The 22,308-nt window shown below is 66.2% G+C and carries 20 protein-coding genes and 1 pseudogene; 8 read left to right on the top strand and 13 right to left on the bottom strand.

The features are described 5' to 3' along the window. Window positions 1-9 precede the first annotated feature (9 nt). The 3 genes and pseudogenes from FGF80_RS19985 to FGF80_RS08215 all read left to right on the top strand — a co-directional run. Window positions 10-261: pseudogene (locus FGF80_RS19985) on the top strand (IS6 family transposase); the annotation flags it as partial. A 102-nt stretch (window positions 262-363) separates the two neighbouring features. Continuing rightward, window positions 364-1,182 carry a hypothetical protein gene (locus FGF80_RS08210; RefSeq protein WP_138653275.1) on the top strand — a complete coding sequence of 273 codons (819 nt, stop codon included), beginning with the start codon at window positions 364-366 and terminating at the stop codon, window positions 1,180-1,182. A 278-nt stretch (window positions 1,183-1,460) separates the two neighbouring features. After that, a complete protein-coding gene (locus FGF80_RS08215) occupies window positions 1,461-2,435 on the top strand; it encodes a quinone oxidoreductase family protein (RefSeq protein WP_138653277.1) in 975 nt (324 codons plus the stop codon). A 156-nt stretch (window positions 2,436-2,591) separates the two neighbouring features. Here the strand turns inward: FGF80_RS08215 and FGF80_RS08220 are convergent, their stop codons facing one another. From FGF80_RS08220 to FGF80_RS08260, 9 genes are all read right to left on the bottom strand, one after another. Beyond that, complete coding sequence (locus FGF80_RS08220; protein ID WP_138653279.1) at window positions 2,592-3,092, bottom strand: 8-oxo-dGTP diphosphatase; 501 nt, start codon at window positions 3,090-3,092, stop codon at window positions 2,592-2,594. Window positions 3,093-3,217: 125 nt separating this feature from the next. Beyond that, entirely contained in the window at window positions 3,218-4,105 is an 888-nt protein-coding gene (gene speB / locus FGF80_RS08225; RefSeq protein ID WP_138653281.1) for an agmatinase, read from the bottom strand. Then, entirely contained in the window at window positions 4,105-4,479 is a 375-nt protein-coding gene (locus tag FGF80_RS08230) for a translation initiation factor IF-5A (protein ID WP_006185622.1), read from the bottom strand. The genes speB and FGF80_RS08230 overlap by 1 nt, the downstream gene beginning before the upstream one ends. Window positions 4,480-4,586: 107 nt before the next feature. Further along, window positions 4,587-6,161 (bottom strand): AAA family ATPase, encoded by a 1,575-nt coding sequence (locus FGF80_RS08235; RefSeq protein WP_138653283.1) that lies wholly within the window; start codon window positions 6,159-6,161, stop codon window positions 4,587-4,589. A gap of 162 nt (window positions 6,162-6,323) precedes the next feature. Further along, window positions 6,324-6,572, bottom strand: coding sequence for a hypothetical protein (locus tag FGF80_RS08240; protein WP_138653285.1), 249 nt, complete (start codon window positions 6,570-6,572; stop codon window positions 6,324-6,326). Window positions 6,573-6,679: 107 nt separating this feature from the next. Then, window positions 6,680-7,789, bottom strand: a complete 1,110-nt coding sequence (locus FGF80_RS08245; protein WP_138653287.1) for an enolase-like domain-containing protein — start codon at window positions 7,787-7,789, stop codon at window positions 6,680-6,682. 125 nt (window positions 7,790-7,914) lie between these two features. Further along, window positions 7,915-9,588, bottom strand: a complete 1,674-nt coding sequence (locus tag FGF80_RS08250) for an asparagine synthase-related protein (RefSeq protein WP_138653289.1) — start codon at window positions 9,586-9,588, stop codon at window positions 7,915-7,917. 87 nt (window positions 9,589-9,675) lie between these two features. After that, a complete protein-coding gene (locus FGF80_RS08255; RefSeq protein ID WP_138653291.1) occupies window positions 9,676-11,322 on the bottom strand; it encodes an ABC1 kinase family protein in 1,647 nt (548 codons plus the stop codon). Window positions 11,323-11,397: 75 nt separating this feature from the next. Next, window positions 11,398-11,760 (bottom strand): Hsp20/alpha crystallin family protein, encoded by a 363-nt coding sequence (locus FGF80_RS08260; protein ID WP_138653293.1) that lies wholly within the window; start codon window positions 11,758-11,760, stop codon window positions 11,398-11,400. Between the two features lie 314 nt (window positions 11,761-12,074). Between FGF80_RS08260 and FGF80_RS08265 the strand changes: the two genes are divergently transcribed. Then, window positions 12,075-13,397 carry a molybdopterin molybdotransferase MoeA gene (locus FGF80_RS08265; protein ID WP_138653295.1) on the top strand — a complete coding sequence of 441 codons (1,323 nt, stop codon included), beginning with the start codon at window positions 12,075-12,077 and terminating at the stop codon, window positions 13,395-13,397. Window positions 13,398-13,516: 119 nt separating this feature from the next. Here the strand turns inward: FGF80_RS08265 and FGF80_RS08270 are convergent, their stop codons facing one another. Beyond that, complete coding sequence (locus FGF80_RS08270; RefSeq protein ID WP_006185615.1) at window positions 13,517-14,644, bottom strand: EstA family serine hydrolase; 1,128 nt, start codon at window positions 14,642-14,644, stop codon at window positions 13,517-13,519. A 126-nt stretch (window positions 14,645-14,770) separates the two neighbouring features. Between FGF80_RS08270 and FGF80_RS08275 the strand changes: the two genes are divergently transcribed. The 3 genes from FGF80_RS08275 (at window position 14,771) to FGF80_RS08285 (ending at window position 18,329) form a co-directional block, all read left to right on the top strand. Continuing rightward, window positions 14,771-16,636 (top strand): molybdopterin biosynthesis protein, encoded by a 1,866-nt coding sequence (locus FGF80_RS08275; RefSeq protein WP_138653297.1) that lies wholly within the window; start codon window positions 14,771-14,773, stop codon window positions 16,634-16,636. Window positions 16,637-16,920: 284 nt separating this feature from the next. Next, complete coding sequence (locus tag FGF80_RS08280) at window positions 16,921-17,916, top strand: ABC transporter substrate-binding protein (protein ID WP_138653299.1); 996 nt, start codon at window positions 16,921-16,923, stop codon at window positions 17,914-17,916. Further along, a complete protein-coding gene (locus tag FGF80_RS08285; protein WP_138653301.1) occupies window positions 17,913-18,329 on the top strand; it encodes a desampylase in 417 nt (138 codons plus the stop codon). Before FGF80_RS08280 ends, FGF80_RS08285 begins: the two co-directional genes overlap by 4 nt. A 13-nt stretch (window positions 18,330-18,342) precedes the next feature. On the opposite strand, the gene FGF80_RS08290 is transcribed toward FGF80_RS08285, so the two are convergent. Next, window positions 18,343-18,783, bottom strand: coding sequence for a hypothetical protein (locus tag FGF80_RS08290; protein WP_138653303.1), 441 nt, complete (start codon window positions 18,781-18,783; stop codon window positions 18,343-18,345). Window positions 18,784-19,381: 598 nt separating this feature from the next. Continuing rightward, complete coding sequence (pdxT, locus tag FGF80_RS08295) at window positions 19,382-19,999, bottom strand: pyridoxal 5'-phosphate synthase glutaminase subunit PdxT (protein ID WP_006185610.1); 618 nt, start codon at window positions 19,997-19,999, stop codon at window positions 19,382-19,384. Window positions 20,000-20,103: 104 nt separating this feature from the next. On the opposite strand from pdxT, the gene FGF80_RS08300 reads away from it, so the two are divergent. Continuing rightward, window positions 20,104-20,490 carry a pyridoxamine 5'-phosphate oxidase family protein gene (locus FGF80_RS08300; RefSeq protein ID WP_083864581.1) on the top strand — a complete coding sequence of 129 codons (387 nt, stop codon included), beginning with the start codon at window positions 20,104-20,106 and terminating at the stop codon, window positions 20,488-20,490. Between the two features lie 418 nt (window positions 20,491-20,908). Here FGF80_RS08300 and FGF80_RS08305 read toward each other — a convergent pair whose 3' ends face one another. Continuing rightward, a complete protein-coding gene (locus FGF80_RS08305; RefSeq protein WP_138653305.1) occupies window positions 20,909-22,054 on the bottom strand; it encodes a hypothetical protein in 1,146 nt (381 codons plus the stop codon). Window positions 22,055-22,308: the final 254 nt, after the last annotated feature.

Raw genomic sequence — 22,308 nt, forward strand, 5'->3', positions numbered from 1 at the left:
AAACAATATACCGAGATGTTCCTCGCAGAACTCCGCGACAAACATCTCGTCAATCCTGCACCGTGGCTGCAAGTGGCACTCCATCAACACAGTCTCGATTACAGATACGAAAAACACGGTAATCGGAACAGTGTCGAACATGTCTTTCGGGCACTAAAAAGCCAAACTAACCAGTTCTCAAGCTGTTTCAGCCATACCGAAGCAGACACCGTCGAAAATTGGCTCCAAGCGTTCGGCTTCACATGGTGTCAGTTTATCTGAACACTACCCAATTGCACACCTCATATTATTAATAATCAATAGCAATATGTTACAATACTGTCCGGGATAAATTATAAATGCCATGGCGTTAATACTGAGTGTATGGACGAAAGTCCGAAGAAAGTAGAGAAAGGCAGAAGATCAACTATCAAAACACTTGGAGCTGGCGCTTTAGCTGGAGTCTTTGTTCCAAAGACTGTAAGAGGTAAATCCAATTCAGATAATTTACTTGAGCGTTCTTTGATCCTTCGAGAACAAGAAGGATGGACCGTTGATAAGTGGTCTGAATATCTCACAAGACACGGTGCCGATGTTTACTCAGCTAGCGGGAAATTACAGGTTCCACCAAAGAATGCTGATAACGAAGCCCACATAGAAGAGTTAGAAAGGTCTTGGATTACAATCACCTTAACATACAGTGAAAATCTTGGTTCCGATGATTATATCGATCTTAGCTGGCAGTGGGAGTATTACACACCAGATGCACCGATTCCACTTGATTTAGTCAAGGTTGGTTGGTCTGATAATGATTATGTGAGATCTGGTGAACCGTGGTATGGTTCATATGTGAGTGAAATAACTGACAAAGATTCTGAGTTTAATACTGGCTTTGTTGCAGAGTACGATAGTTCTAAGCAGGAACAGAGCACACTCCCCTATAACCCAACACCAGGCGAAGATGAAACTATTTACGGGAGCGGTTGTGGAATGCCGGTTAAAACAAAGGATACCGACCCTTCGAAGCGAAGAATAGAATTTGACTATTATCATACATGGAATGAGACTACATATGATATTTCCGTAGGGTCGAGTGGTCCGGTTATCAATCCTGAAAATGAAACAAATCAATGGGTTGCAGAAGACGGTGCCCTCGAAACGGAGATACGTGATGGAAAAGATTTTAACTGGGATAATGCATAGTAATTAAGCCAGTCACAAGTACCATTATCAATTTCGTCGGTGCCGGCGAGATTGACATCGAACTCCAGAGCAGTATCAACTTCCTCGACTGGCATCACGTGCTGACGATTCTGCTCGCAATCCTCGCGGTCGTCATCGTCAGCGAATTGGTCTCGGCGTACCTCCGGTCGGAGGTACGCTGACCCTTGCTTTTTATTCGCTGACACAGTTTCAGAAATCACAAACGGGTTTCTTCCGGTTCTCGCGGACTTATGGGAATCGGTCACGGAGATACGGATATGCGAGCCATCGAAGTCAGCGAGTACGGCGACAGCGAGCAACTAGAAGTAATCGAGGCCGAGAAACCCGAGCCCGGTGAAGGTGAAGTTCGAATCGACATCGAGGCAGCGGGAATTAACTTCGCTGACATCATGCAGCGCCGCGGTCACTACCCGGACGGCCCCGAAGCGCCGTACGTCCCCGGGATGGAGGCCGCGGGCGTCGTCGACGCGGTCGGTGACGGCGTCGAGGAACTGTCGGAAGGCGATCGCGTCGTCGGCATGCTCGACACCGGCGGCTACGCGGAGTCCGTCACCGCCCCCGCGGACCTGCTCTTTCCCATCCCCGACGCAATGCGCTTCGAGGAAGCCGCCGGCTTCCCCGTCCAGTTTCTGACTGCCCACGCCTGTCTCTTCGAGTGGGGCGGCCTCGAGGCGGATGAATCCGTGCTCATCCAGGCTGTGGCCGGCGGTGTCGGCACCGCGGCCGTCCAGTTGGCGTCGAACGCCGGCGCGGAGGTCTTCGGTACCGCGAGTACGCAGGAGAAACTCGACCTCGCGGCCGACCTCGGCTGTGACCACCCGATCAACTACACCGAGACGGACTTTCGCGAAGTCGTCGACGAGGAAACCGACGGCGAGGGCGTCGACCTCGTCTTAGAGAGCGTCGGCGACGACGTCTTCGAGCGTAGCCTCGACGCGATGGCTCACTTCGGCCGGATGGTCACCTACGGGGTCGCCAGCGGCGTCCCCGCCGAGGTCAGCAACCAGCGGCTGCTCTTCGAGAACAAGACCGTCAAGGGGTTCCACCTCGGCCAGGCCGCCACGCACGATCCGAGTCGCGTCATGAAGGCCGTCCCGGAACTGACCGACGGGTTCGCCAGCGGCGATCTCGAGGTCATCCTGGGCGAGTCGTTCGCGCTCGAGGACGCGGCCGAGGCCCACCAGTACATCGAGGACCGGAAGAGCTCCGGGAAGGTCGTTCTGAAGCCCTGAGCAGAGCGGGAGAGATCGCCCGCAGCACGCTCGAGTCGGTGAGATCGCCGGTCTCGCGGGCCGTGCCGACGGCGGCGAACCGCCGTGAGCGGACGACGCCAACCGGGGTGGGGCGTGGCGAACACCTGCCGCCGCGGCGGCAGGCGCTTCCGTCGGTCAGTTCTCGTTCCCGAGCGACACGCCCCACTCGAGGTCGTGATCGACGAACGCGGCCTCGTCTAACGGCTTGCCGCCCTCGAACCGGAACTCGCCGGCCACGGTGTTCCCCGCGAGGACGCCAGGTAGCCAGAGGTGGTCGTCGTCCCACATCCGATCGTAGGGGACATCGTCGACGGGGACCCACTCCGGGTGTGCTTCTTCGGACGACGTGGGTTCGCCCTCGAACGAGCGCGTCCGGTAGACGTGACAGAACGTGTGGCCCTCGCCGTCAAGCAGAAATGTGAGTTCGCCGGCCTTCTCGAGGTCGCGGACGTCAAGGCCGACCTCTTCTCTCGTCTCGCGGACGGCGCAGTCCCGCGGGGTTTCGCCGGACTCGAGTTTCCCGCCGGGGCCGTTGTACCAGCCCTCGCCCAACCCGCGGCGTTTCTCGATCAGCAATACGTCGTCGGCGTCGTCACCGTCGTCGCGGAGGGGGAAACACAGCGTCGTCTCGATCATACGCGGGAGTTCGCACGGAGCGCCAAAAGGGTGTACTCTCGGTCGAATCAGCCGGTTCGCATGGCGTCCCGTCGCTCGCCGCGACCGGTCGCCGTCCGGGTCCGCCTGGCAAACTGGGTGCCGGGTTAGCCGTCGACGTGCGAGTAGACGAACTCGCGGACCAGTTTTGCGGCCAAGGCGGCCGCCTGCCCGTCGTCGCGGTCGTTGACTTCGACCACATCGAACCCGCCGGCGTGGGATGCGACCGACCGAACCACGTCGCGGAGTTCGCGGGGCTCGAGGCCGAACGGCTCCGTCGTTCCGGTGCCCGGTGCGTAGCCGGGGTCCGCAGCGTCGATGTCGACGCTCAGGTAGACCTCGCGGTCCGCGAGTCGATCCCCGGGCGTCCACTCGCCCACGTCTTCGGGCGGGACGACGGTCACGTCGTCGTCGGCCGCTCGCTCCCACTCGGCTTCGCTACCGGTGCGAGCGCCGAGGACGATCACGTCCTCGACGGATGCGACGTCCTCGAGAATTCGGCGGGTGACGGCGGCGTGGGAGAGCGGGTTCCCGTCGTAGGCGTCGTACAGGTCGAGGTGGGCGTCGCAACAGACGAACACCTCGGGTTCGACCGCGCGGACGCCCGCGAGCGAGACGGTGTGCTCGCCCCCCAATAGCAGGGGCACGGCGTCGTTCCAGACGGCCTCGCGGATCGTACTCGTCAGATACTCGAGATATGCTTCGACATCGTCCCAGGCCCGCACGTCGCCGCGGTCGACGACGCCAAGCTCCGAAAAGTATCGGTCCGTCCGGTGGTCGTAGTCGTCGAACGGTTCGGCAAACGATCGAATGCGCCGGGGCCCAAAGCGGGTCCCCGGCTGAAAGGTCGTCGTGGCGTCCAGGGGCGCACCGACGACCACGAAGTTCGCGCCGCCACGGGTGGACTCGGGCCCTCCCGTGTCGGAGTCGCCGTCACGATCGGACTGTGCCGCCGCGTCGGTCCCCTCGCGTTCGTCGGTCGCCCCGGGAAACATCAGACGATCTTTCGCTGGTCTTCCATCTCGAGGTATTCGATGTTCTCGTCGGGGGAGACATCGATGTCGTCGGGAATGCGCATCGTGATGGTCTCGTAGGTCTCCAGATCCATGACCTGCATGTCGCCGTCGTCGACGGAGACGACCTGTCCGTTTTTGCGTTCGATGATCGGGACCCAGATCTTCGCGTCGACGGGCTGGGAGAGCGATCGTTTCTTGCCGTCGAAGACGCCCTCGGCCTCGACACGAGCCTTGGCGCTGCCGTGTTTGCCCGGCTTGGCCGTCGAGTAGGCGTTGATTTTACACGGCGTGTCCTCGATCATGACGTAGCTGCCTTCCTGGAGGTCGCGAACCTCGGTCTGCTGTTTCGCCATGTCCCGGCGTAATCAATCGACGTGCATAAACCGTTTGGAATGCGCGCTGCGGCGAGTTCTGCCCGACAACGGGTCGCACGGTAGCTCCAGTCACGTTCCGGGAAGGGTTACGGCCGCCGACCGGTCCCGTCGGGGACGACCTCGGGGGGCAGGCCGTCGAGCTCCGGCCCGTTCCACCCGTCAAGGGTCGCCTCGACCGCGTCTGCCTCTGTGACGAGTCGATCCGTCGTGATCCGTTCCTCGCGGCGCACGGCCTCGCGACCGATTCGGCCGGCAAGATGGCGCACGTCGCGGATGCTGAACCCCGCCGTCGCGTCGGCAACCGCGTTGAGGTCGATGTCCTCGGCGAGGATGCCGTCCGGGAGCGCATCGTCCAGAATCGCGGCGCGAGTCCTGCCGTCCGGCGGCGGAACCTCGATCCGCTCGTCGAACGTCCCCGCGTGAAGGACATCGACGTTCACCCGCTCGACCCCTCGCGCGGTCCCGACGACGAGCACGTCGTCCTCGAGCGTCGGCAGGAGCGTCGCCAGCCGCGTCGCGACGCGTCGGATCGCTCTGGACCCGCCCGATGCGGGTGCGAGTTCGTCGAGATCGTCGAGTACCAGGACGCTCGGCGCGATCGAACGTGCATCTTCGATGATTTCTGCCGTGCGATCGGCCGGATCGTCGACGCCTTCGCGGCGGAAGCGGTCCGGACTGATCTCGACGAGCGGCCGATCGAGTTCCGCGCCGATCGACCGGGCGAGCGTTGTCTTCCCCGCGTCGGGCGGCCCGTACAGTAACACACCGTCGACGGGTGTGATCCCGTAGCGCTCGTAGCCATCGGGATTAGAAAGCGGGTCGAAGACGCGGCGTTCGACCGCCGCTGTGAGATCGCCCATCCCCGGCAGGGCGTCGAACGGTACCGGCTCTTCGGTCGACGAACGGCCGATGTCCTCGTCGAACCGGTCATCGTAGCGATCGAGCCAGCCCGGGATACTGGTGTCGATTTCGTCGACCGCTCGGCGGAGATGGGACTGCCTGACCGACGATTCGTCGGCGATCGCATGACGGGTCGCGACGTCGGTCAGTACCGTCACGTCGCTCGAGGCGTAGCCAGCGGTCGCATCCGCGATCGCCGCGAGGGTCGCGTTGTCGGCGACCGGCGTGTCGGCCAGCTCGAGCCGGAGGATTTCGAGGCGCGCCTGTCGGTCCGGCGGCGGGACCTCGACCCGTTCGTCGAACCGGCCCGATCGCAGGATGGCGTCGTCGACGTCGTCGAGGTAGTTCGTCGCCGCGAACACGACGATCTCCGAGTCGTCCTGGCTCTCGAGTTCGGTCAGCAGCTGGTTGACCATCTGCTGTTCGCTCGTCGCCATTCGGCCCGAGCGATCGCCGGCGATCGCGTCGATTTCGTCGATGAACACCAGGCAGGGCTCGTTCTCGCGGGCGGCCTCGAACACCGCCGCGACGTTGTCGGCGGCTTCGCCAATGTACTTGCTCGTGATGTCGGCCGGCGTGACCTCGATGTAGTTGTAGTCGGTTTCGGCCGCGACTGCGCTGGCGACGAAGGTCTTCCCGCAACCGGGCGGACCGTGGAACAGGACGCCGTTGACGGCTCCGATCCCGTAGTGGTCGTACACGTCGCGGCGGGTCAACGGGTCGATCACACGATCGCGTAACGTCTCCGTGAGTTCGTCCATGCCACCGACATCGTCGAAGTCGTGACCAGGTGGGTCGGTATCGAGAGCGGCCGTCTCGAGTGCAGTGTCGGTCTCCTCGTCGCTTCGCGACTCACGTCCCGCTCCGTCCTCGGGCGATCGGCTGCGATGGCCCGGAACGGCCGTTCGGTTCGCGACGAACAGCTAGGCCAGGGTCGCCGTCGGCGGTGCAAAGGCGAGCGCGAGATCGCGAGTCGCAACGAAGCCGACGAGCCCGGCGGCGTACGTCAGGCCCAGCAACAGTCGGTCGAGGTCGGTCGATGCTAGCCAGGAGACCGCCCGAAAGACGACCGCGAACGTCCCGAAAAGGAGCACGGCCGCCAGAAACGCGTTCGATCCGGGGACGAGCGCGCTCCAATTGCCGGCCTGTGCGAGAGTTAGTAGCGCAACCATTACGCAGTACGTGACGCGAATCCAACAAAGCGATTCTGGTCTCGAGCCTGACGGGTTCGATCCGTCGCGGTCACGACGGCGTCGGGGCCACCGTCGGCGCTGCCCGTTCAGTGCCCCTCTCGCGACCCCGACGCGGACGGCTCCCATCGGAACCCGGCCGCATCGACCGGGGCCTCGAGCGGACTCGTCGGCAACCCGTCGCCGACGGCGGGGTCGTTGTACGCCCGCGGCGCGATGTCGTTCGGGCCGTCGGGATAGAACAACGACGCCAGCAACTGGAGGTGACCGCGACCGACGCCGAGTTCGAACTGGCCGCCGCCGTACAACCGAATATCGCGTTCCGCACAATAGGCGAGGGTTTCACACAGCGACTCGAGCGAGCCGAACCGCGAGGGTTTGATATTGAGCCAGTCGGGTTCCCAGGGTAGCGCATCGACATCCTCGAGCCCGTGAATCGGGGCGTCCCAGGAGACCCGCTCTCGAACGGCGGGGTCCGCGAACAGCGGTCGCGTCTCGTCGGTCAGCGCGGGGTCCTCGATGATCGCCTCGGGAAACGCCGCGAGGACGCGTTCGTACAGGGCGGGATCGGCCGGCACGTCGACATCGGTGCCCTCGTACTGGCCCTTCAGATCGAGGATGCGGACCGCATCGGTCCCGACCGTGTCGCCGATGGCTGCGACGAGGTCGTCGTCCCAGGACGGGATCGGATCGAGCTTGAACTCGAGGTTGGGCACCCGCTCGCGCAACGACTCGAGTCGATCGGTCGTCGGCGGGTCGCCGAGTCGGGTGCTGGCGACGAACCGGACGGGGTCGTAGCTGCGCTCCAGTTCGCTCCCGAGGTCGGTCCCCGCTTGCCGGAGCGCGAGGTCCAGCGCGGCGCTCTCTATGCCCCAGCGCCGGTAGTTCCGAAAGACAGCCCGATCGGGCGCACCGCCGGGAAAGAGATCGAGGTCGGCGAGTCGGTCGGACACCGATGCGAAGGTGTAGTCGCCGGTGAGGTCCGGCAACCCCGTTTCCGCTAGCCGGTCGTGATCCGCGGTCTCGTAGGTGACATCCTCGCCGCGTCCGGTGACCACGGCGTCGCCGCTCGATCCCGGCCCGGAAAGGGCGAACTCCGTCGTGACGCGGGTGAAATCGCTCGAGGTCGCACGCTCGCGGCGCTCGATCGATACCTCGTCGATCGTCACCGACAGGTCGGCGAGCCGATCATAGTCCATACCGGTCGTTCGGTCTCGGGGCCAAAAGAGGCTTGGCGCGCTTGCGGCGTCACTCGAGGCAGCGACGAGCACCCGCTCGGCCGTCCGCACCGACTTCGGGACGGCCGTCTACGGTGCCGGCGCGGTCACACCGGTTCCCCCTCGGAGCGGGGCGTCCCGGAGGGCACCGACACGGTTCGGGTGTGGCCGACCGGCTCGAGGTCGTCCGCTCGGAGAACCCGATCGCGCCAGACGGCGTAGCCCGCCAGGTTCCACGCGAGGCCGGGGGAGCAGTCGCCGATCGCGCCCGAGACAGCCGGCGCGAACTCGGGGATTTCGTAGCGGTCGAAGATCGACTCGAGCGGCCCCGATCCGAGAAATCGCTCCGCGGGGAAGTTCCCGTTCCCCTTCGGCTTGCGCCGGTCGTACGCGGGGTACCACTCGCCGAGCAATCGCTTCGGGACGTGTTTGGGCTCGCCGTCGCGGACGTACCGCTCGGGTGCGGGGAGCCCGAGCGCGAGCTCGGCGACGGCCTTGCCCGCGAACGGCGTGTACATTTCGCAGCCGCGGGCGAGGGCGGCTTGCCGCCAGACGGTGACGGCGTCCTCGCAGAAGAAATCGACCCACTGTCCGACGTGGACGTGTCTGGCGTACCGGGTCCCCGACGCCGCGGGCACCCGATCCATCGCGTACTTGTAGCGCTCGCGCTGGCGTCGCTCGTACTGCCGGCGTCCGATCGCTTCGATGACCGCCGGGATATCCGTGTAGACCGCGAACTGCAGCCCCTGTCCGTCGGGATCGGACGGATGCCGCCGGAGTCCATCGAGCACGTCCCGGTGATGCCGGAGTTTCTCACCGACCGGCGGGACGTAGCCGAGGGGGCGCGTCCGCCACACGGTGCGAGCGGTCTCGAGCGAGCCGCTGAGGCCGAAGACGGCGTCCGCGACCTGACCGCTGACCAACGTATCGGCCCCGTCGTACTCGCGGTAGATGCCGTCGAACGTCGGCGTCTGGAGTTGGTGGGGCGGCAGCCCCAGCGCGTCGACGGCCGCCTCGAGCCGCTCGAGGTAGTTCGACTCGGCCATCTCGACGACCTCGCGGTCGGTCTCGACGAGCTCGTTCGCGCGGTCGGCGTACTCACGTTCGAACGCCAGTTCGGGCGTGTCGAACGACGCGGTCACGCTCTCGGTGGGGTTCGTCAGGTAGGGCGCGAGGACGGTCGAATCGACGCCGCCCGAGAGCATGAGCGACGCCTCGTCCGCGACGGGGGCACAGACCGCCGCCAGGACCTCGTCGAGTCGCTCGTGTGCGCTCTCGGGCGCGAGTCCCGACTCGGGCGTGAGCGTTTCCGTCAGTTCGGTTCGGGGCGTCGTCTCGCCGGGCGTCCAGGTGAGCGTCTCGCCGTGACCGAGCCGGTGGATCCGCTCGACGTAGGTATCGATCGGCGTCGTCCGATAGAGCAGGTGCGCGGCCGTCGCGCGGTCCGGCACCGTCCGATCGGCCGGCTCGAGCCGCGCGAGGGCGTTTCGAAACAGGTCGGTGACGACCGGTTCGCCGCTCGAGTCGAGACAGTAGAACACTTCGTAGGCCGACGTGATCCCGCGGTGGGCCTGCACCGTCGGTTCGGCCGCCCGTTCAGAAAGGACGACGACCGTTCCCTCGCCGGGCAGCGAGTCGTGAAGCGCTTTGACCGCTGCGAACGGCGCGCCGCGTTCGATCGCAGTGCGGAGTTCGCGCCGGTGCGTGCCGGCGATGATCCACCGGCGCTCGTCTCGGGTAACGACCTCGGCGTTCGGATTCGCGAGCAACACTGTCGCCATTGCCAGCCCCAACCGGCAGACGGGACATTGTAATGGGATGGATACTCCGCGCGAACCGACAGTCAGTCGCCGATGAACGCACCGGCGCTACTCCTCGCCGCGTCGCTGGCGCAGGTTCTGTCGCGTGAACTGCGGTCGCGCGCCGATCGATGTCGGTGAGCGGAACGACCGATAGAGCTGGATGACGACGATCACCGAGAACCCCGCCGCGACGACCGATGCCCTGGGTGCCTCGAGGGCGTACAGGACACCCATCGAGAACAGCGACATGGTGAGGAGCATGCCGTAGACCAGTCGCTTGGCGAGTTTGTCGAAGACGTTTTGCTCGTCCTCGACGCCGATACGGACGAAGAGGTCGTCCCGGTCGAGCCGATCGAGCGCGCGCTCGGTCTTGGGCGCGAGACGCGTCAGTGACTCGCCCGATCGGCGGAGCTGTCGGCCCGTCTCGTCGATGTAGTTCCGAATGGACTCCTCGCGGTACCCCTGTTCGGTCAGGTACTCGGTCGCAGTCGAGATGAAGTCGAAGTCCTCGTCTAGGGTGACACACACTCCCTCGACGACGGTTGCGACCCGCAGGATCAGCGCGAGGTTCTTCGGCAGTCGGAGGGGGAACTCGTAGATTGAGTCCTCGATCTGTCCGACGATCTGGTTGACCCGGTACTGTTCGATGTCCTCGCCCCGGGCGTCCTGGATCGCGATTTCCATCACTTCGGCCATGACGCCCCGATCCGCGTCGGGGGAGAGCGTCCCGATCTCGACGAGCGCGTCGAGAATGCCGTCGATGTCCTGATTGGCGACGGCGATGTAGAAGTCGACGATCTTGTCCTGCACGAACGGATCGACCCGTCCCGACATGCCGAAGTCGTAGAAGACGATCCGTCCGTCGTCGGTCACCGCGAGGTTTCCCGGGTGCGGGTCGGCGTGGAAGACCCCGTCGTCGATGATCATCTGCAGGTACGCACGCTGTAAGTCCGTTGCGACCCGCGTACGATCGATCCCCCTGCGCTCGAGTTCGTCGACGTCGTTGATCTTCGTCCCCTCGATGTACTCCATGGTGAGCACGCGCGGGCCGGAGTGGCTTTCGACCACGTCGGGGATCACGAGCCCGTCGTCGTCGGCGAAATTCGACTGGATTTCGGTGAGCATCGCCGCCTCGCGCTCGTAGTCCATCTCCTCGCGGATCGTCTTCGAGAACTCCTCGGCGAGGTTCTCCAGCGAGAACGAACGGGCGTCATCGACGAAGTACAGCAGGAGCGGCAGGGACCACTTGATGACCCGCAGATCGGCCCGAACGAGGTCCTCGATGTCCGGCCGGCGGATCTTGACGGCGACGGCGTGGCCGCCCTCACCGCTCGTGTGGGTCCGTGCGTGCTCGCTTTCGCGGTCGAGACGCGCCCGATAGACCTGTCCCAGACTCGCGCCGCTTATCGGTTCGGTATCGAACGCCGCGAATCGCTCGTCGACGGGACCGAGTTCGTCCTCGAGAACGCGTTTCGCTCCGGGCCAGGGTGCCGGCGGCACGTCGTCTTGCAGCGACGCGAGGACGTCGATGTACGCCGGCGGGAGCACGTCGGGACGCGTCGAGAGCAACTGGCCGAGTTTGATGAACGTCGGTCCGAGAGTCAACAGCGACTCGAGTAGCACCTCCGCTCGGTGGCGGTGCGTCTCCGGCTCAACCCGCCGGGGACGGCCGAACAGGAGGAACCGCCGCCGGTCGCGGGCGTAGGCGAGCAACAGCGGAAGGAACTGCCACGTGACGACGGCAAATCGCTTGTATGCGCGAAGTGAGACCAGCCTCGGTCACCCGGGTTAGGAGCCCTCGTCGACGATGTCGATCGTCGTCTCCTCGCGGGAACCGCGTTTCGGCAGCGTCAACTCGAGGACGCCCCGGTCGACGGCGGCCTCGGCACCCGCATCGGACGCGTCGTCGGGCAGCGGGAGGTCGACGTCGAGAAACAGCGACCGGTTTTCCTCGACGTACTGGTAGTCGCCGGCCGGCGTTTTCTCCCGGTGGGCATCGATTGAGATGCGGCCGTCCTCGATCGCGAGGTCGAGCGACTCGACGGAGACGCCGGGGACGTCGAGTACGAGCAGGTAGGCATCGTCGCTCTCGAGCAGATCGAAGAAGACGTCCTCGGAGAGGTCCCGCAACGCGTCGCGGAGCGCTGACATGGATATCGGTTCGAACCCCGATACGAAAAACCCCGTGGTCGCGGCGATCTCTCACCCCCGACGAGCGGTCCGTGGGCGGTTTCGATGACGGCCAGTTACCGCGGGGACGCCGTCGTCTCAGAGCGAACCGACCGGCCCTGATGCAGCGGCGCGTGTGTCACCCTCTATCAACTCCGCCCGGCGTGACACACGGGTGGCGCTACTGCACACTCGTCGGGACGGAAGCCGACCGCTGACGCCCGCTTCTCGCCCGAGCGACCGGGCAGCCGACGGGTTCCCCCACGCTTTTGCCGTCCGGCGACCCGAATCAGGGTATGGAAGGAGCCGACCGCGAGCGCACGGAGGCCGGGTTCAAGGTCCGAACACCCGTCGACGAGGCGCGCCGGATTCTGCAGGCGGCAGTCGCGAGGGGCGGGGACGCCGATTCGGACGTGCCCTGCGGGACCGAGACCGTCGATGTCGACCGCGCGGACGGCCGCGTCCTCGCCGCACCCGTTACGGCCGCTCGAGACGTGCCCCACTACCGGCGGGCGGCGATGGACGGCTACGCCGTCCGGGCCGCGGATACCTTCGGGGCCAGCGACCGCTCGCCGGAAGTACTGCGGATCGCCGAACCCGCCGCTGACACTGCCGGTACCGACGAGCACGCGACCGCCGACAGCATCGCCCCCGGGACGGCCGCACGAGTCCACACCGGCAGCGCGCTCCCCGAGGGAGCCGACGCCGTCGTCATGATCGAACGGGTCACCGAGCGCGAGTCGGTCGGCGAACTCGAGATCGAAGACGCGGTCGCGGAGGGGGAAAACGTCGCGCCGGTCGGCGAGGATATCGAGGCGGAGCAGCACCTCTACGATGCGGGCCACCGGCTTCGGCCGTCGGATCTCGGCCTGCTGCGGTCGGCGGGCTACGGCCGCGTCGCGGTCGCCCAGCAGCCGACCGTCGGCGTCGTCCCGACCGGCGAGGAACTCGTCGCGGGCGACCCCGGTCCCGGCGAGGTGATCGAAACCAACGGACTGACGGTCTCGCGGCTGGCCCAGCGGTGGGGCGCTCGCGCGACCTACCGCGACGTGGTCACCGACGATCCCGAGTCACTGCGCGTGGCGATACAGCGGGATCTGACGAAGGACGTGGTCGTCACCACCGGCGGTTCCTCGGTCGGCGAGCGCGACCTGTTGCCGGAAGTGATCGCCGACCTCGGCGAGGTGCTCGTCCACGGTGTCGGGCTCAAACCCGGCCACCCCGTCTGTCTGGGGATCGTCGAGGAGACGCCGGTGCTCGCACTGCCGGGCTACCCCGTCGCCTGCATCGTCAACGCCGTCCAGTTCCTCCGGCCGACGCTCCGCTGGCTCGAGGGGACCGAGCCCGACCCCCACCCGAGCACGCGGGCTCGCCTCGAGCGCAAACTCCCGAGCGAACCCGGGGCGCGGACGTTCGCGCGGGTGCGACTCGAGCAGCGCGACGCGGCCGACCTCGAGCCCGACGAGCCGCGATACGAGGCGATCCCGACGCGGGCGAGTGGGTCGGGCGTCCTCTCGAGCGTCGCGCTGGCCGACGGCTGGGTGGTCGTCGACGACGACCGCGAGGGGATTCCGGCCGGCGAGACGGTTGCCGTCGAAAACTGGGAAATCAATCCGTAGTCCTTCACGAGAACACCGAGCGCGGAGTTCACAGTCGTGCACGCCGATTCGGAGCAGCGAGTCGCTGTGCATCACCTCCCGGATGCGGTCGGTTTCGATCGACGCTCCGGAGGACGAACTCACCGGAGCACTTGCCGAACCGCGTCCGCCAGCGCGTTCACGCGGGCGACGTGTTCGTAGGAGCCGTCCCGTACCCCGTTGGTCACGTAGGAGAAGCCGATATTCTCCACGGGGTCGGCCCAGCCGACGCTGCTGCCCAGGCCAGCGTGGCCGAACACGTGCGCGGGCGAGAGCGAACCGTAGGGTGCGACCGTCGTGCCGCCCTTCCAGAACCCGAGCGCGAACCGGCCTTCGCGGCCGAGTGTACCGTCGGCGTCCGTCTCGGCCTCGAGACGCGTCATCCGGTCGACGGTCTCGGGTTCGAGGAGTTGGGTTCCCTCGAGTTCGCCGCCGTTGGCGAGACAGGCGTAGAAGCGGGCCATGTCCCCGGCGGTCCCGATGCCGTTGGCGGCGGGGATCACGGCGCGGTGGATCTCCTCGGCGTTGAACGGTGCTGCGACCTCAGTGTGATCGCCCAGCCCCTCGCCGGGGTCGCGACAGCGGTCGAACTCCTCGAAGCCGACGAGCGTCGCGACATCATCGTCCTCGTCCTCCCGGAGACCGATGCCGGTGTCGTCCATGCCGAGGGGGTCGAAGACGCGCGCTTCGGCTGCCTCTTCGATCGGCATCCCGGAGACGCGACGGACAAGTTCGCCGACCAGCCAGCCGAACGTCAGCGCGTGATAGGCCGGCGTCTCGCCCGGCGTGAAGGTGGGCTCCATTGTCTCGAGGTGCTCGACGACGGCGTCCCAGTCGTCCCAGAGGTCGGGCCGGTCGTCGATCTCGCCCCGGTTGAGCCCCGAGGTGTGACTGAGCACCTGCCGGACGGTGATCGCCGCCTTTTCCGTCCCCTCGTCGGCGAACGCGGGCCAGTGGTCGACCACCCGGTCGTCGTACTCGAGGTGCCCCTCCTCGACGAGCGAGTGCAGCGTGACCGCGGCGTAGGGTTTCGTACTCGAGAAGAGGACGTGTCGTGTCCCGCGGGTCTCCGCCGGGCCGTCGGGGGCTTCGACGCCGCCCGCCAGGTCGAGCACCGGCTCGCCGTCGACGTAGACGGCGAGTTGCGCCCCGTGGTGGAGCCCGACCTCGAGATGACGGTCGAAGAGGGCAGCGATGCGCTCGCGATCGGTGTCGGAAAGCCGTGACATGGGTCGCACCTCTTCGGGCGGACGCTTAACCGTTGCCGTGGGGTCCCCTCTCACGGGCGGTCGCAGCGACCGAAACGCCGCGGCGAGTCGACCGACGTTTTTAGCCCCGGCGGCCGAAGGGGCGCTATGACCCGCAAGGAGTTTCGCGATCTCGCGACCCCCGACGAGGCACGGGCGGCGATCGACTCGCTGGCCCTCGAGGGGGGCATCGAACGCGTCCCGCTCGAGAACGCGCGGGGCCGAGTGCTCGTGGCGCGGCTCGACGCCGAACTCGACGTGCCGGGCTTCGACCGGGCGAGCCTCGACGGCTACGCGCTCCGGGCACGGGACACGTTCGGCGCGGACGAGGCCGACCCCGCTCGGCTCGCGGTCGTCGGTGAGGTCCACGCCGGCGCGGAACCGGACGTGGCACTCGAGGCGGGGCAGGCAGCCGAGATTTCGACCGGCGCGGTGATGCCCGACGGTGCCGACGCGATGGTGCCGGTGGAGCGCACCGATACGGACGGTGGCGGTGACGAGGTTCTCGTCCGCACAGCGGTCGCCCCCGGTGACAACGTCATGTTCGCGGGTGCGGACGTGGCCGCGGGCGAACGCGCGCTCGGCCCCGGGACCACGATCACGCCCCGCGATATCGGCCTGCTGTCGGCCCTGGGGATCGACGAGGTACCGGTCCGAGCCAAGCCGCGGGTCGGCATCGTCTCGACCGGCGACGAACTCGTGCGGCCGGGCGACGACCTCGAGAGCGAGCGCGGCGAAATCTACGACGTCAACAGCTACACCATCGCCGCCGGGGTCGAGGATGCGGGCGGCGAGGCGGTGCTCTACCCCCACGCCGGCGACGAGCAGGACGAGATGGAGGGGATTCTGCGGACCGCGGCCGACGAGTGTGACCTCGTCCTCTCCTCGGGATCGACCAGCGCGAGTGCGGTCGACGTGATCTACCGCGTTATCGACGAGCAAGGCGAGTTGCTGCTCCACGGCGTGAGCATCAAGCCGGGGAAACCGATGCTGATCGGGCGGTTGGACGACTCCGCGTACGTCGGACTCCCCGGTTATCCCGTCTCCGCGATGATGGTCTTCCGGACCTTCGTCGCGCCGGCGATCCGCGAGGCTGCCGGGAGACCGGAGCCGGCGTCCGCGACCGTCTCCGGCCGGTTGGCACGGCAGGAACGGTACGAGGAAGGTCGCCACCGGCTCATGCCCGTCGGGGTGGTCACGGATGGCGACGGCGAGACGCTCGTCTACCCCGTCGACAAGGGCAGCGGCGCGACGACCAGCCTCGCCGACGCGGACGGCGTCGTCGAAGTCGGCCCCGAGACCGACTATCTCGAGGCGGGCGAGTCCGTCACGGTCACGCTGTTCTCCCCCGACGTCCGGCCACCGACGCTGTTCGGGGTCGGCGAGGACGACCCGACGGTCTCGCGGGTGCTCGACGGCCTCGAGCGCCCGCGATACCTCTCGGTCGGCTCCCGACCGGGCCTGCGGCGGCTCCGCGAGGGCGTCCCCGACGTGGCGGTAGTCGCGGGGCCGCTCGATAGGGACATCGAAGCGGACGAAATCGGGCGCTGGGACCGCGAGTGGGGGCTGGTCGTCCGGGCCGGCAACCCCGACGAGATCGAGGGCCTCGACGATCTGGTCGACCGCGACCTCCGGTTCGTCAATCGGACGACCGACTCCGGGTTGCGCTCGAGTCTCGGTGCTTCGATCGCCGACGTTGCCGAGAAACGAGGAACTGACCGCCACGAAATCGTCGACGCGGTCGACGGCTTCGATCTCGGACTCCGAGCCCACGAGAGCCCCGCTCGCAAGGTTATCGCGGGCGACGCCGATGCCGGTCTCGGCCTGCGGGAGACCGCCGACCGCCTCGATCTGGGCTTCGTCTCCCTCGGCGAGCAGCCGGTGCGCGTCCTCGCGAATCCCGATCGGACGGGGAAGGAGGGGGTTCGGGAACTCGAGACGGTGCTCGCGGACGCCGCGTCGGCAAAGCGATAGCGGCGAATCGCGCTTCGCCAATTCCGGTCTCCTCTCACCCGTCTGCGATGGTGCGTGCTAGCCCTGCCCCTAATTTGCGAGCGTTGGCGTGGGATCGGCGGTCCCGTGACCCATGCGACGGGCCTGTGTGTCCGTGAATGGCGATCGGTTGGGGAGAATGTAGTTACTCCGTGTCGTCACGATAGCGGAACGCGCAGTTCCCGCTCGTCCCACCCACGCTCCCTCCGTTCCTCCCGTCGTTCCTCGAGCCCGCCGTTTTTGGTCGCGCACACCCTACGAGCAGTATGCGAATCGTCACGACGCTTCCCTCGGCGACCGAGACCGTTGCCGCGCTCGGCTGCGAGCCGGTCGGTGTCTCCCACGAGTGCGATTATCCGCCGAGCGCTGCGTCAGCACCCGCAGTCACCAGCTCGCGGATCGATGCCGCGGGCTCGAGCGGTGAGATCGATCAACAGGTCCTCGAGACCGCCGACACCGAGGCCGGCGTCTACGATATCGACATCGAGACCCTCGCCGCTCTCGAGCCGGACGTGATCGTCACACAGGGAATGTGCGACGTCTGTGCGGTCGACGTGGCCGTCATCGAGGATGCTGTCGACCGAATAGCGGTGGAGCCCGAGATCGTCACGACCGACCCCCACAGCGTCGGCGACGTGCTCGGGGACCTCGAGCGGATCGGCCATGCCATCGGTCGCGAGGACCGCGCTCGGGAGGTTCGACGGGACCTCGAGTCGCGGATCGAAGCGGTCCGGAACCGAGCCGCCGATAGTGACGCCGAGGACCGCCCGCGCGTGGCGGTCTTCGACTGGACCGAGCCCGTGATGATCGCGGGCCACTGGACGGCGGAACTGGTCGACTGGGCCGGCGGCGAGTACGGGCTGGCCGCTGTCGGCGAGCGCTCGCGCCCCCGTGAGTGGGACGAAATCCGGGCTTACGACCCCGAGGTCGTACTCGTCGCCCCCTGTGGCTTCGGCCTCGCACAGACCGCACGGAATACAACGGACCTCACCGAGCGCGACGGCTGGAGCGACCTGACGGCCGTCCAAGAGGGGCGCGTCTGGGCGATGGACGGCGATCAGTACCTCAACCGGCCCGGCCCGCGGCTGGTCGACACGCTCGAGGCGCTGGCACCGATCGTGCAGCCGGCCCTGTTCGACGGGCCGGCCGCGGATATCGCCGTTCCGTTCGATGACCTCGAGACCCTCGAACCGGCGACCGATCCCGACGACGATGCTCGAGTCGACTCCGCGTCTCGAGCCGAGGTCGACTCGAGCCCGTGATCGTCATACCGGCTGACAGCCGTGAGACGATTCTCGAGCGTGCCCGCGAGGGAGACCCCGACGAAATCTGTGGAATTCTTGGTGGCGAGTACGAACCTGGCGGAAAGAGCCGCGTGCACTCGCAGTATCCGACCGAAAACGTCGCCGACACACCGCGGACGCGATACGAGATCGATCCCGAGGAACAGTTGGCGGTCTTCGAGCGGCTCGAGAATCGCGGCGAGGAGATCGTCGGCTTCTATCACTCTCATCCCCGCGGCCCGCCGCGGCCGAGCGCGACCGACGCCGCACGGGCGACCTGGCCGGACCGGTCGTACGTGATCGTCTCGCTCGAGCCCCTCGAGATCGGGTCGTGGCGCTGGCGGACGGGGACCGACGGACAGTTCGAGCGGGAGCGAGTGGCCGGCGACTGACCACGACGGCCGCTCACTCGTCCGCGCGGCGCTCGAGGTCGTCCGCCCGCGCTCGCGCGTCGGCCGCCTGCTCCCGGAACTCCTCGATCCGCTGGGTCAGCTTCTTGCCGGCGGTGTATTTGAACTCGTCGGGCATCATCCCGTACTCGATGTCGAGCGTGATCAGCGTATCACACCCCTCGATGATCTCCGGAGCCCAACTTCCCCGTGCCAATTTCGACTCGTCCGTGATCACCGCCTCACCGTCTTCGACGTCGATGAACGCACTGACGGTGTTCCAGATGTTCGGATCGCTCGAACTGACCTCGTCGAACAGTCCCTCGAGCCGCGAGTCCTTGATCTCCTCGTCGCGCAGTTCCGCGAGCAGGTCCTCGAGACCGTCGGCGATCTCGTCGTATCTGGCGGCGTCCTCGCGGAGGGCGGCCGGTGACTCGCTCGAATCGGTCCCCGTCATCGTGTCCCCTCCGTCTCGTCGGTAGCTGCGGTCATGTACGGATCGTACCCGCTTCGGCACCGTAAACGTACGCTTCCGTGACTGGCACTGTTCAGCATCGATTGACGGGTGGGGCAGCAGGGGTTTCGTGGTTCCGCTGCCAGAAATCAGCCGCCTCGGCGGGGATCGTGACTGGCGTGTGTTCGAGTCGTACAGCGGCTGAAAGACCGCGCCAACTCCTCGCAGTCCGAAACCGCCGGACTCGATCGGCGCGCTCGATGGTGCGGCACGCCTCCAGTGCGCGAAGCAATAGGGTGACTCGAGTACCGCTCCCATGTCATCTATCGGGTGGTATCGCCCGGCTGTAACGAGTCACAGAGCAAACTGGACCGGGACTGTTATCTCGAGAGAGGCAGTGCGCTACTCGAACCGTTCCGCCTGCTCGGTGCAGGTCACCACGGCGCTGGAACCCGGTACGAGCACTACGATTTCGATGATCGATGCCGCGACCGCTGCCAGTTCGACGTGGGACGTGGAATACACGCCCGACGACGCCTCCGAGCTGTCCGCCCCTCCGGCGGCTGAAACGGAGCTCTGACGGCGGTGGCCGCCACGAACTTCAACTCCGCCCCTCGAGCGACGGCACCGCTGCGGCCTCGTTTTCGAAGAAGGCCAGGCCGTGAATCCGACTGTCGGCGGTCAGTTCGGGATGGAACGATGTCCCGACGACGGGGCCGTCCCGAACCGCGACGGGACGGTCGTCCCACGACGCGAGCACGTCGGCGTCGCCGACCGTCGCAATCGCAGGTGCCCGAATGAACACCGCCGGATACGGATCGTCGAGGCCCGCGACCGCAAGCGGTGCTTCGAAACTGTCCTTCTGTCGGCCGAAGGCGTTGCGCTCGACGCCCACGTCGAGCAGTCCGAGTTCGTCGACCCGGTCGTCGCCGGCGTCGCTCGAGGCGACGATCAGGCCGGCACAGGTCGCGAGCAGGGGTTTGCCGGCGGCGACGTGGGTCCGAATTTCGGGGGCGATCCCCTCGCTGTGGAGCAGTCGGGAGATGGTCGTCGACTCGCCGCCGGGCATCGCGAGCAGGTCACAGTCGGGAACGATCCCCGCGTCGCGGATTTCGCGGACCGTGACCTCTCGGTCGCGGGCCGCGGCGGCGCGTTCGATAGCGGCCGCGTGTTCCTCGACATCGCCCTGCACCGCGACGACGCCCGCAGTCAGTGACATGGCCGCGGGTATGGACGGTGCGGTAAAAAAGGTCGCGGCACGGGACTCGCACGCCGGCACCGCCATGGCAGGCGCTTTTGTCCCTCCCGGTCGGCGACACGACCGTGACGACGGTGCCACCGACGGCAGCCCGGCTGCTCGAGAGCGCCCCGCTGATGGCACATCTGGCGACTAGCGTCGACGGACGACCCCACGTCGCGCCGGTCTGGTACCGGTACGCTGACGAAACCGTGGCGGTCGTGACGACGGGCCGGAAGCTGGCGAACATCAGGCGGAATCCGCGGGTCGCCCTCTCGGTACAGCAAGACGAGGCGGGCCAGACCGAGTGGATGGTGACGCTGCTCGGGACGGCCGAGGTCGTCGACGATGCGGACGAGACTGCGGCGGCCCGTCGCCGGATCAACGAGAAGTATCACGCGGACCCCGACGCCCACGCCGACAACACGCTGGTCCGGATCGACATCGGTTCGGCGACGTATCGGACGTACTGACGGCTCCGAACCCGTCACTTCCCGTCGCGACGCAGGTTCGAAAGGGACGCACCGGAAGGCTGTCGAACCCGCTGCCATCATCTCGGGACGCGGCCCCCAGTTCGGACCGATGTGAATGACCGACCGATAGTACGACCCGTCCGCCTCGAGCACTGCGGGCTCAGTTCGCGAGCCGCGGCGACCACCAGCGGGAGCGTGTGATTCGTCGATGGAGACCGAAACATCGTCCGCGTCCGTGGTCGTACTCGTCGCTTATCATGCTTGAATGGGCAAGCGGTTGCAACGCCGCGGTTCGGTCCGCTGCCGTGGGCCGACAAGAACGTCGTTCGGTACTCGGTCTGCGTCTCGACCGGCCGGGCCGACACGCGCCGTCACAGGAGTCCGATTCGGCAGTCGCGTGGACCCTGCAACGGGACTCTCAGGCGATGACTTCGCCGAAGAACTCCTCCTGACACTGCTTTGAATCGGGGTTCGTCTCCCGTAACTCCCCGAATCCAGCAATGGTGGGCGTTCCCTCGCGGTAGGCTTCCGCCTCGAGGATGATCGAGTCCGTGGGCGCATCCTCGAGTTCGTCGATGGACACCGTCCGTTCGCCCTCGACCGGCCCGATAAACGGCATCACGTTGCCGATCCCCTCGCCGTTGAACACCACCTCGAACCGAACCTCGGCGAAGTTACCGACGATACGAACGGTCTGACAGTCGATGAACTCGATGAACTCCTCGTCCTCGGGTTCGTCGAACAGTTCCTTCCCGCATTCGACTAACTCCGGATTCGCGACTCTGATCGCGCCGCCTCCGGGGATGGTGTTCGACGCGTCGCGGAACGCCTCCGCCGCGTCGAGTCTCGAGTTCTCGGGTGCCGACTCGAGTTCCGAGACGTGGATCGTCCGCTCGCCGTCGACCGGGCCGACCGGGCCTCGCACGTTTCCGAAGTCGTCGCCGTCGAACGACGCCTCGATCACGACTTCCTCGAAGTCGCCGACGACGCGGACCGTCTGACAGTCGATGAACTCGATCCGTTCGCCTTTCCGCTTCGTTTTCCGATCGAGTTCCGTCTTCGAATCGACCTTTTTCGTCGCGATCTCCGTCCCGTCGTGGGAGAGCGTGACCGCCGCTTTCGCGTCCTCGAGACCCCTGACCCAGAACGAGGTGGCGTCTTTCGCGGCGACGGATACCGACCCGGATCGCTTGCCGTCGGTTACCGACCACTCGACCGTTACGTCCCGTTTCCCGTGGTTGTGGACGCGGAACGCGGCGTCCAGCGTCGATCCGGTCTCCGCCTCGGTGGTTCTGTACCCGATCGCCTCGAGTTCGAGTTCGTCCATCGCGTCCGCGTCGTCTCCGTCCGTCTCCTCGTGATCGGCATGGTCGTCCGTTTTGTTCTTCTGATCGGCGTTATCGTCGTTGTCGTCCGCTTCAGTCAGTGGTTCGTCGGCATCCGTCTCGTCGTCATCGTCGTCCGAACTCGCACTCGACAGGACGATCGCACCGCTGCCAGCGACCGCGCCGGTCGCGCCGAGCGCCAGCAGATAGTCGCGTCGTGAATGTGGTAACCGTGTCATGCGTATCGGTCCCGAACGAGGGTCGGGGCCACTCGCGTCGTCCACGGCGGGCACTATTGTTATCAACCAGCTGAAAAACTCTCGAGAGGCCTAGCAGCGACTTCGATCGCTGTAACCGAACTGTACGTGCGTCCTGCTGTGACGGCGATCAAAGCGACGACACTGCGGACGGCTGCACCGCCGCGGTCGATGGCGGATCGTCACCGTGGCCCGCTACACGAGGCTCTTGCTGTCGATAGACGACGCGACTGTAA

Source organism: Natrinema pallidum, assembly GCF_005890195.1.
Taxonomy (GTDB): Archaea; Halobacteriota; Halobacteria; order Halobacteriales; family Natrialbaceae; genus Natrinema; species Natrinema pallidum.

What these genes read in the sequence shown, in the direction of transcription:
- FGF80_RS08210 (WP_138653275.1), top strand. Translation starts at nt 364, where the DNA reads ATGGACGAAAGTCCGAAGAAAGTAGAGAAAGGCAGAAGATCAACTATC.
- FGF80_RS08215 (WP_138653277.1), top strand. Translation starts at nt 1,461, where the DNA reads ATGCGAGCCATCGAAGTCAGCGAGTACGGCGACAGCGAGCAACTAGAA.
- FGF80_RS08220 (WP_138653279.1), bottom strand. Translation starts at nt 3,092, where the DNA reads ATGATCGAGACGACGCTGTGTTTCCCCCTCCGCGACGACGGTGACGAC.
- speB (WP_138653281.1), bottom strand. Translation starts at nt 4,105, where the DNA reads ATGTTTCCCGGGGCGACCGACGAACGCGAGGGGACCGACGCGGCGGCA.
- FGF80_RS08230 (WP_006185622.1), bottom strand. Translation starts at nt 4,479, where the DNA reads ATGGCGAAACAGCAGACCGAGGTTCGCGACCTCCAGGAAGGCAGCTAC.
- FGF80_RS08235 (WP_138653283.1), bottom strand. Translation starts at nt 6,161, where the DNA reads ATGGACGAACTCACGGAGACGTTACGCGATCGTGTGATCGACCCGTTG.
- FGF80_RS08240 (WP_138653285.1), bottom strand. Translation starts at nt 6,572, where the DNA reads ATGGTTGCGCTACTAACTCTCGCACAGGCCGGCAATTGGAGCGCGCTC.
- FGF80_RS08245 (WP_138653287.1), bottom strand. Translation starts at nt 7,789, where the DNA reads ATGGACTATGATCGGCTCGCCGACCTGTCGGTGACGATCGACGAGGTA.
- FGF80_RS08250 (WP_138653289.1), bottom strand. Translation starts at nt 9,588, where the DNA reads ATGGCGACAGTGTTGCTCGCGAATCCGAACGCCGAGGTCGTTACCCGA.
- FGF80_RS08260 (WP_138653293.1), bottom strand. Translation starts at nt 11,760, where the DNA reads ATGTCAGCGCTCCGCGACGCGTTGCGGGACCTCTCCGAGGACGTCTTC.
- FGF80_RS08265 (WP_138653295.1), top strand. Translation starts at nt 12,075, where the DNA reads ATGGAAGGAGCCGACCGCGAGCGCACGGAGGCCGGGTTCAAGGTCCGA.
- FGF80_RS08270 (WP_006185615.1), bottom strand. Translation starts at nt 14,644, where the DNA reads ATGTCACGGCTTTCCGACACCGATCGCGAGCGCATCGCTGCCCTCTTC.
- FGF80_RS08275 (WP_138653297.1), top strand. Translation starts at nt 14,771, where the DNA reads ATGACCCGCAAGGAGTTTCGCGATCTCGCGACCCCCGACGAGGCACGG.
- FGF80_RS08280 (WP_138653299.1), top strand. Translation starts at nt 16,921, where the DNA reads ATGCGAATCGTCACGACGCTTCCCTCGGCGACCGAGACCGTTGCCGCG.
- FGF80_RS08290 (WP_138653303.1), bottom strand. Translation starts at nt 18,783, where the DNA reads ATGACGGGGACCGATTCGAGCGAGTCACCGGCCGCCCTCCGCGAGGAC.
- pdxT (WP_006185610.1), bottom strand. Translation starts at nt 19,999, where the DNA reads ATGTCACTGACTGCGGGCGTCGTCGCGGTGCAGGGCGATGTCGAGGAA.
- FGF80_RS08305 (WP_138653305.1), bottom strand. Translation starts at nt 22,054, where the DNA reads ATGACACGGTTACCACATTCACGACGCGACTATCTGCTGGCGCTCGGC.